This window comes from Anaerolineales bacterium (assembly GCA_022866145.1).
Taxonomy (GTDB): Bacteria; Chloroflexota; Anaerolineae; order Anaerolineales; family E44-bin32; genus PFL42.
This window is the reverse complement of record JALHUE010000519.1, coordinates 1-7770: the sequence shown is the minus strand read 5'-3', so window position 1 is coordinate 7770 and position 7770 is coordinate 1. Positions and strand designations below refer to the sequence as shown.

Annotated in this window: 6 protein-coding genes; 3 read left to right on the top strand and 3 right to left on the bottom strand. The window is 67.1% G+C overall.

Annotated features, from left to right (window positions below):
* The first annotated feature begins 181 nt into the window (after window positions 1-181).
* The 3 genes from MUO23_15035 (at window position 182) to MUO23_15025 (ending at window position 5277) form a co-directional block, all read left to right on the top strand.
* Window positions 182-1483, top strand: coding sequence for an MFS transporter (locus MUO23_15035; protein MCJ7514266.1), 1302 nt, complete (start codon window positions 182-184; stop codon window positions 1481-1483).
* 177 nt (window positions 1484-1660) lie between these two features.
* Window positions 1661-2803, top strand: coding sequence for a DNA polymerase III subunit beta (dnaN, locus tag MUO23_15030; GenBank protein ID MCJ7514265.1), 1143 nt, complete (start codon window positions 1661-1663; stop codon window positions 2801-2803).
* A 152-nt stretch (window positions 2804-2955) separates the two neighbouring features.
* Complete coding sequence (locus MUO23_15025; GenBank protein MCJ7514264.1) at window positions 2956-5277, top strand: PEP/pyruvate-binding domain-containing protein; 2322 nt, start codon at window positions 2956-2958, stop codon at window positions 5275-5277.
* A 327-nt stretch (window positions 5278-5604) separates the two neighbouring features.
* On the opposite strand, the gene MUO23_15020 is transcribed toward MUO23_15025, so the two are convergent.
* The 3 genes from MUO23_15020 to MUO23_15010 all read right to left on the bottom strand — a co-directional run.
* Window positions 5605-6630: an alkaline phosphatase family protein gene (locus MUO23_15020; protein ID MCJ7514263.1), complete on the bottom strand. Its 1026-nt coding sequence runs from the start codon at window positions 6628-6630 to the stop codon at window positions 5605-5607.
* Between the two features lie 23 nt (window positions 6631-6653).
* Entirely contained in the window at window positions 6654-7328 is a 675-nt protein-coding gene (locus tag MUO23_15015) for a protein-L-isoaspartate(D-aspartate) O-methyltransferase (GenBank protein MCJ7514262.1), read from the bottom strand.
* A gap of 109 nt (window positions 7329-7437) precedes the next feature.
* Window positions 7438-7770, bottom strand: a 333-nt coding sequence (locus tag MUO23_15010) for a hypothetical protein (GenBank protein ID MCJ7514261.1), incomplete at its 5' end; no start/stop codon positions are given.

The following is a 7770-nucleotide window of genomic DNA, read 5'->3' as shown; positions in this document are numbered from 1 at the left end:
CGTCACCAGCCAGCTGGGGCAGGGCAGCACGTTCTGGTTCACCTTGCCCGCCGCCGGCGAACGACGGCCCGACGACGCCCAAGCCTGAATTCGCCTCGGCCGCTCCCGCTCTCACGACCGGCACGGCCTTGGCCGCAGGGCACGCCGGCACCTGCCCGTCGGTGCTATCATCCCCCAGCTGATGAGACCTGTGCTGAATCCCGATCGCGAGCCCCCGACTCGCCTGCCGTGGATGCAGGTCGCCGCCCTGACGTCTTTCGCGGTCGCCATCGGAATCACCATCAATACGCTCGACCCGCCTCTGCTCGGCCACCGCCTGCTTGACCTCGCCCCGGCCAACAAGAACGTCGCCCTGGGGTTGATCACCTTGGGAGGACTGCTCGCCGCCATGATCTGGCAGCCGGTGGTCGGCGCCCTCTCCGATCGGACACGAACCGCCTGGGGCCGGCGCCTGCCCTACCTGGTTGCCGGAACTCCGATCGTCGTCATCGGATTGCTCTCGGTCGTGGCTGTGCCCTCCCTCGGACTCCTGCTGGCAGCAGTGGTCGTGACCCAGCTCGGAATCAACACCGTGCAGGGGCCTTGGCAGGCGCTGATCCCCGACCGTCTTCCGGCTCATCAGCGCGGCCGGGCGGCGGGGTTGAAAAGCGCCTTCGAGATCTTGGGCTTCGTCATCGGCCGTCAGCTTGCCGGCCAGCTGGTGGCCGCAGGACAGCCGCTTCTGGCTGCAGCTGTCGCCGGTGTGAGCATGTGCATCGCTCTGGCGATCACGGCTCGTCTGGCGGCCGAGCGGGCAGCGGCCACGTCTGTACCGCCCGTCGCCGCCGGGCGTGCGCGCCAGCTCCTGCCAGAGCTCCGCCGCCATCCGGCCTTCGCCCCGTGGTTTGCCAACCGCTTGCTGATCTGGGGTGGTTTCATCACCCTGAATACCTTCCTGCTCTTCTACGTGATCGACGTCCTCGGGATGCCTCAGGACCAGGCGCAGCGCTACATCGCCAACCTGGCAACGATCATCGGGCTGATGCTGTTGCTCGTCCCGCTGCCCGCCGGATGGCTGGCCGATCGCTTCGGGCGGCGGCCGCTGCTGGTTAGCGCCGGCCTGCTGGCCTCAGGCGGCACGGCCCTGATCCTGGTCGCACGCGATCCAGGCGTGTTGCTGCTGGCGGCCGGCGTGCTCGGGCTCGGGGTTGGAGTGTTCCTCAGCGCCAGTTGGGCGCTGGTGACCGACATCGTGCCCCGGGCTGATGCCGCCCGCTACCTGGGCGTGGCCAACATCGCCACGGCAGCCGGCAGCGCCGTCGCTCGCCTGATCGGCGCCGCCCTGATCGATCCCCTCAACCGCCTCTTCGGCACGGCGGACGGGGGCTATCTCGTTGTGTACAGCCTGGCCTTGGCGGCCTTCGCCTTCGGCACCGTGATCGCACTGGGGATACCCTCGCCGCCTCTGCCGGCCGACGATTCGCCCCATCCTCCGGCCGCTTGAGGGCGTCCTCGGCCGGATTTGCGGGTGGGCGCGGCCGGGCTCGGATTCGACCGCTTGCCGCGGCGGCTCCAGCCAATGCCAGGCGGTGTCCTGGAACGGGAACCCGGCCGGCGCTTTGTCGGCCGGCGCGCTTCGTTGTATACTTCCTCGATCGCCTCGGCTCGCCCTTCGGAGGGAATGCCCCGCATGAAGGTCACCTGCCTGCAAGAGAACCTCGCACGCGGACTGAGCATCGCCGCCCGGGCTGTCGCCCCGCGCAGCACCTTGCCCGTGCTCGGCAACGTTCTGGTGGCGACCGACCATGGTCGTCTGCGGCTCTCGGCCACCAATCTGGAGATCGGCATCAGCTGCTGGGTCGGAGCCAAGGTTGAGGACGACGGCGCCACCACGGTCCCGGCGCGCACCTTCGTCGACCTGGTGAACACGCTGCCCAATGATCATGTCCAGATGGACCTGACCGTCCGCACCCAGACGCTGCATGTCGTGTGCGGCGCCTTCAACAACGATATCAAGTGCCTGGACGCCCAGGAGTTCCCGCCGCTTCCGCCTTCGGATCTCGACGACGGCCTCAGCCTCAACGTCTCCGACTTGAAGGAGATGATCAACCAGGTGGTCTTCGCCGCCTCAAGCGACGATGCGCGGCCGGTCCTGACCGGCGTGTACACCGAATTGCGTTCGGGCGAACTGACGATGGCCGCCGCCGACGGGTTCCGTCTCTCGGTGCGCTCGGCTCACCTATCCAGCCCGGGCGGGGCTGCGATCAAGGTGGTGATCCCGTCGCGAGCGCTGTCGGAGCTCGCCCGCATCCTCGGCGACGGCGACGAGGTCGTTACGATGTCGCTGCCGCCTGCTCGCAATCAGGTGATCTTCCGCACCAAGAACGTCGAACTGGTCTCGCAACTGATCGACGGCACGTTCCCGGACTACCGCAGCATCATTCCCACTAACTCCAGCACGCGCACCGTGCTTTCCACCACGGCATTCCTCAAAGCCTGCAAGGCGGCCGACATCTTCGCCCGCGAGGCGGCCCACAGCGCCCGGCTGCGGATCACCCCCGGCAGCGAGAGCGAGCCCGGCAACCTGGAGGTCTCGGCGGTCTCGGCCGAAACCGGCTCCAATGAGACCGTCGTCGAGGCCACAGTTGACGGCGATCCGGTCGAGATCGCCTTCAACGTCAGCTTCCTGGTGGATGTGCTTTCAGTGATTGACACCCCCAACGTCGCACTGGAGACCTCGGCCTCGACTGCGCCGGGCGTGATCCGCCCGGTGGGGCGAGACGACTTTCTGCACGTCGTGATGCCGATGCACCTGGGCCGCTAGCCGGCTCGTCTCCGCTCCGCCGCTCTGCCGCAGAGGCGGGCTTCCCCGCCTCTTTCGTTTCCGCCGGGGCGGCGGCCCGGCGCACGCCTCCGTTGGCGCCGGCGTACAATTTGCGCTGCCGGTCCGCCGCCGGCGACAGGTCTCCTATCGCCATGGCCCTGGATCCCGATCAATTTCCCCGCGTCCTGACGGTCTACCTCGAGTTGACCCGCTACCCGATTCTGGCTGACCGCATCCGCGAGCGAATGCTGTACGAGCTGTTCCAGCGCGGGGTGATCACCCGCGAGGCTTTCGATAACGAAGTGCGGGAGAAGGCCCGCGATTCCCAAGCCCGTGAGGGACTGACGGACCCCCTGACGCAGGAAGCTCCGGATGTCTGGGAACAACGCCTGCGGATTACGCGTCAGCAGCTGACCGATTTCTACTTCGCCTACAACCTGCCGCATGACCTCCTCGAGGACCTGGTGCGCCAGACATTGGCCGATCGGCTTCCGGCCGAGGACGTGATGCTGACCTTCCATCCGGAGCTGGCGCCCTGGGACATGCTGTTTGCTCAGGGCGAGGCCTACGAAGCCCTGCCACTGCCCGAGCGCGCCCGGATGGAGCACCACCTGCAGGAGATCAAGGTCGTCCTGATCAAAGCCATGATCAGCGATCACCTGAGCTACGTCGGCATCGCTCGAGAGTGGTTCGAGATGGCCGACCTGCGGGCGATCCGCGCCCGCCGCTTCGGCCGCGGCAAGATCGGCGGCAAGGCAGCCGGAATGCTCCTGGCCGAGAAGATCCTGCGCCAGGCAGCGCCTGCGGACGTCCGCCTGAGCCTGCGCGTTCCCCCATCCTGGTTCCTGGGCGCAGACGTGTTTCGCCAGTTCGTGCAGATCAACGGTCTGATCCGCTACGCCGACCAGAAGTACAAGGACCACGAGGCGATGCTCGCCGACTACCCGGAGGTCCGGGCCCTGGCCCTCGCCGGTGAGGTGCCAGCCGAGGTTGCGGAAGGCCTGAGGCAGATCCTGGCCCAGGCCGCAGGCTCCCCCCTGATCGTGCGCTCGTCCAGTCTGCTGGAGGACTCCTTCGGGACCTCGTTTGCGGGCAAGTACGAAAGCCACTTCTGCCCCAACCAGGGCACTGCCCCTCAGAATCTAGCCGCGCTGCTGGATGCGATCCGCTCGATCTACGCCAGCGTGTACAGCCCGGACGTGCTGCTGTATCGCCGCCGCATGGGGCTGGTCGACTACGATGAGCGCATGGCCATCTTGATCCAGCAAGTGCAGGGCCGGCAACACAGGGGGTACCTGGTGCCGGATGCGGCCGGCGTTGCTTACTCCCGCAATCAGTTCCGCTGGAACCCGCAGATCCGCCGCCGCGATGGATTCGCCCGCTTGGTGTGGGGCCTGGGAACCCGCGCGGTAGACCAGATCGGGGGGGACTATGCTCGCCTGGTCGCCCTCAGCCATCCGGCCTCGCGCCCAGAGGCCGATCCGGCGCGCATCCGGCGCTACTCTCAGCATCAGGTGGATGCGATCGATCTGGCCGCCAACAACTTCTGCACACTCCCCGTGGCCGAGTTGCTCTCGGCCGACACCCCACACCTGCGCTACCTGGCCCAGCGCTTCGAGGACGGCACGTTGAGTGACATCGTCAGCCTTCCCCTAAGCCTCGAGCCGGCGCTGTTGACGCTGACCTTTGAAGGACTACTGGTGCGCACGCCCTTCCCGGCCCTGTTGCGAGACGCATTGCGCACCCTCGAGAGGGCTTACCGGGTCCCGGTGGATGTCGAGTTCGTCCTGCAGCTGGAAGGCGAGAGCGGCGCGCCTCCAGTCCCGCTCCTATTCCTGGTCCAGTGTCGGCCGCAAGTCCAGGTGGATCAGGCCAGCGGGCAACCCGTGGCGGAGATCCCGGGTGAGCGCAGGTTGTTCGTAACCCACGGCCTGATGCCGGACGGCCAAGTGTACGGCATCCGCTACCTGATCCTGATCCGCCCCGAAGCCTACGCCGCCTTGGTCAGCGAGGCCGAGAAACGCAAACTCGCCCAATTGGTCGGGCGCCTCAACCACCGCCTGGCCGGCGAGACCTTTCTGCTCCTCGGTCCGGGCCGCTGGGGAAGCACGCATCCCGAACTGGGCATCCCGGTCACGTATGCCGACATCTATCATGCCCGGGCCCTGGTCGAATTGGCGGCAGATGGCGACGCACCGGATCCCTCCTACGGGACGCACTTCTTCCAGGATCTCCTTGAATCCGGGATCTACCCGCTGGCGGTCGCCCTCAGGGACCCGGCGACGGAGTTCGCGATTGAGTTCTTCGATTCGGCGGCCAATGTCCTTGCGGCGCTGCTGCCTGATGACGCCCGCTGGGCCGACACCGTCCAGGTGGTCGACCTGGACCAGGCCCCGGGCGCCGGCCAAGCCTCCCTGGCGCTCGACGGCGACAGCGGCACTGCCGTCCTGTTCCTCGCCCCTCCGCCAGCCTAGGCGCGGCGCAATCCCGGCGGCCGGACACTCCTGCATGCACGATACCGGCGGAGATCAGGCGCAGCCCGCACCCGTTTACTTGCGCTCGGCCTCGTCTCCGAGTATTCGACGGGCCTTCGCCCTGACCGGGGCGCGAGCTGTTGGCTTGACGAGAGAGACGCACGCGGCCGTGCCCCGAGCCTCCTCTGCCAGTCCTCCGCGACCCAGGTCCGAGGCCGGCCAGCAACTGAAAACACGGGACCTCGCCGCAGCAGAAGGCGGGAGGTTGCCAGGGGCCGTCCACGGCCAACCCAGGATGGTGCTTTGCAGCCGAGGCTTGACGTGGGCCTAGGGCGCAGCTCGCCAGATAGCTTCGATCAGTGCCGTCTCCGGATCTGCGGCATGTCCCAGGTAGTCCAGGCCCCAGCCGGCTTCGAGCGTTTTCAGCAGCGAGTAGTGAGTGTACAGTGTGTGGTCCTGTGCACCGGGGGCAAGCAGCGGTGACAGCAGAATCACTGCCACCTTCCCGCCTTCGGCCAGCCCGCAGCAACCTCCGTCGCTCGCACCCTCTTCCCAGAGAATGGCGATCAGAGCATCCGGCGAGTATGCGGTCGATCGGCGGATCGCCTCCACGACCTCGGCCAGCCAGGCATCCGATACGGAGAGGGCGCAGTCATGTCCACCATTGCAGATGTCCGGAATCAGCCAGACCAGATCCGGCAGACGATTCGAGTTGAGGTCGTCCCAGAAGGCCGGAAAGGGCACGACTTTGGCCTGGCACCGATCGGGATCCCGGCGCAGGGTTTCAAAGTACACGAAAGGGTTGTGCCGCTTGGCGTAGTTCCCGACGGTCTGGTCGAAGCATGGCTCGGGCATGCCTTCGACGTAGGCCCGCCAGTCCCTGCCGCTCGCCTCCACTTGGTCGGCCAGCATAGGGCCTGGTTGGTAGCAGTCTTCGCAGTTGTAGTCGATCCCGAAAGTATCGCCGGCGATCAGCGCCAGGTAGTTGGGGAACGAAGGGTGATCGACGGCGTAGTACTCGGTCAGCGATCCACCTTCGCCGATCCAGCGTTGGAGATTCGGCGCCGTGGCATTGCCCACCACCTGGCTGAACTCCCGGTTCTCCAGCACGATGATGAACACCCGCCCAAGCGCCGGGACCGGCCTCGGGGTGGGGGAAGACTCGGGCGTCAGACTCGGCGAGGCGGCAGGTGAGAGGAGCTCGGCCGGTGCAGGGCTCGACAAGACCTGGGGGGCGGCTGGTGCCTGCGCCTCGACTGGTGGATCGCCTGCCCGGCAACCGCTCAGGCCTGGCAGCAAGGTGACCGAGAGTGCCAGCACGGTCACGGCTGACCGCTGCAGGGTTGACCGCATGCGTTGCTCCTCGGTTCGGCAGACTAGCGGCAGAACGACCAGGGCTCCGACGACCACCCGTCCCGGCCGATCAGCGGCACGAACACCACCGGGGCAATTTGCTCCCGGTCGTAGCGCTCCCCGCGGCGGCGCCAGCGCTCGAGCATCTGTCCATCCTGGCCGCCGACCGGCAGCACCAGCCGCCCGCCCTCGGCCAGCTGGCGCTTGAGGGGCTCCGGGACGCCCGGTGCGGCCGCTGTCACCAGAATGGCTTGATACGGCGCGTGCTCCGGCAGGCCCTGAGTCCCATCGCCTTCCACGACCGTCACGTTGCCCAGTCCCAGCTCCGCCAGAACCGCTTGTGCCCGAAGGCGGAGCTCCGGGATGCGCTCGACGCTGTAGACCAGCCCGGCCAGGGCCGCCAGCACGGCCGCCTGGTAGCCCGACCCGGTGCCGATCTCCAGCACGCGCTCATCGCCCTGCAGGTCCAACAGCTGGGTCATCAGGGCGACAATGTACGGTTGCGAGATCGTCTGGTGATGGCCGATGGGTAGTGGGGCATCGGTGTAGGCCAGGTGGCGTTCGTCCTCGGGGACGAAGCGGTGGCGAGGGACCTTGAGCATCGCCTGGAGCACCCGTGGCGAGCGAATGTCCCGGCTGCACATCTGCTCCGAGACCATGCGCTGGCGCACATCGGCGAAGAGATCCGCCTCACTCATTGTGCTTCATCCTCGGGTCTAGCGCCCTGCCGGAAAACCCGCCCGCGGTCTGCGTCGATGCAGATCACCGACGGCGCGGATCGGTCAGGCATGCTCGCCGACGCTACGGTCAACTCTCTGCCTCCGCCTCTCCGGAACCGATCCGTCTCCAGACCTCCGCAAAGACGGCCTCGCCTCGCCGCACCTCATAGATCTTCTGGAATCCCTGCGGCCCCCAGTCCTGGCGCATGTACCAGGCGCAGACAACAATGTAATCCGCCTTGGGCAAGCTTGAGCTTCGCACCATGACGCTGAGATCCTCCCGGGCGAACATCTCGGCACTCCACGGCTGCCCCAGGGCCAGAACCTTGGCTTCCTCTTGCGCGACCTCGTTCACAACCTGCATCGCCTCTCGGTACGACGTACACCAATGCTCCGGATCGTATCGACCCTGGGCCCCGCT

Bases quoted from the DNA above. Each gene is read 5' to 3' on its own strand.
- MUO23_15035 (MCJ7514266.1), top strand. From the start codon at position 182: ATGAGACCTGTGCTGAATCCCGATCGCGAGCCCCCGACTCGCCTGCCG.
- MUO23_15025 (MCJ7514264.1), top strand. From the start codon at position 2,956: ATGGCCCTGGATCCCGATCAATTTCCCCGCGTCCTGACGGTCTACCTC.
- dnaN (MCJ7514265.1), top strand. From the start codon at position 1,661: ATGCCCCGCATGAAGGTCACCTGCCTGCAAGAGAACCTCGCACGCGGA.
- MUO23_15020 (MCJ7514263.1), bottom strand. From the start codon at position 6,630: ATGCGGTCAACCCTGCAGCGGTCAGCCGTGACCGTGCTGGCACTCTCG.
- MUO23_15015 (MCJ7514262.1), bottom strand. From the start codon at position 7,328: ATGAGTGAGGCGGATCTCTTCGCCGATGTGCGCCAGCGCATGGTCTCG.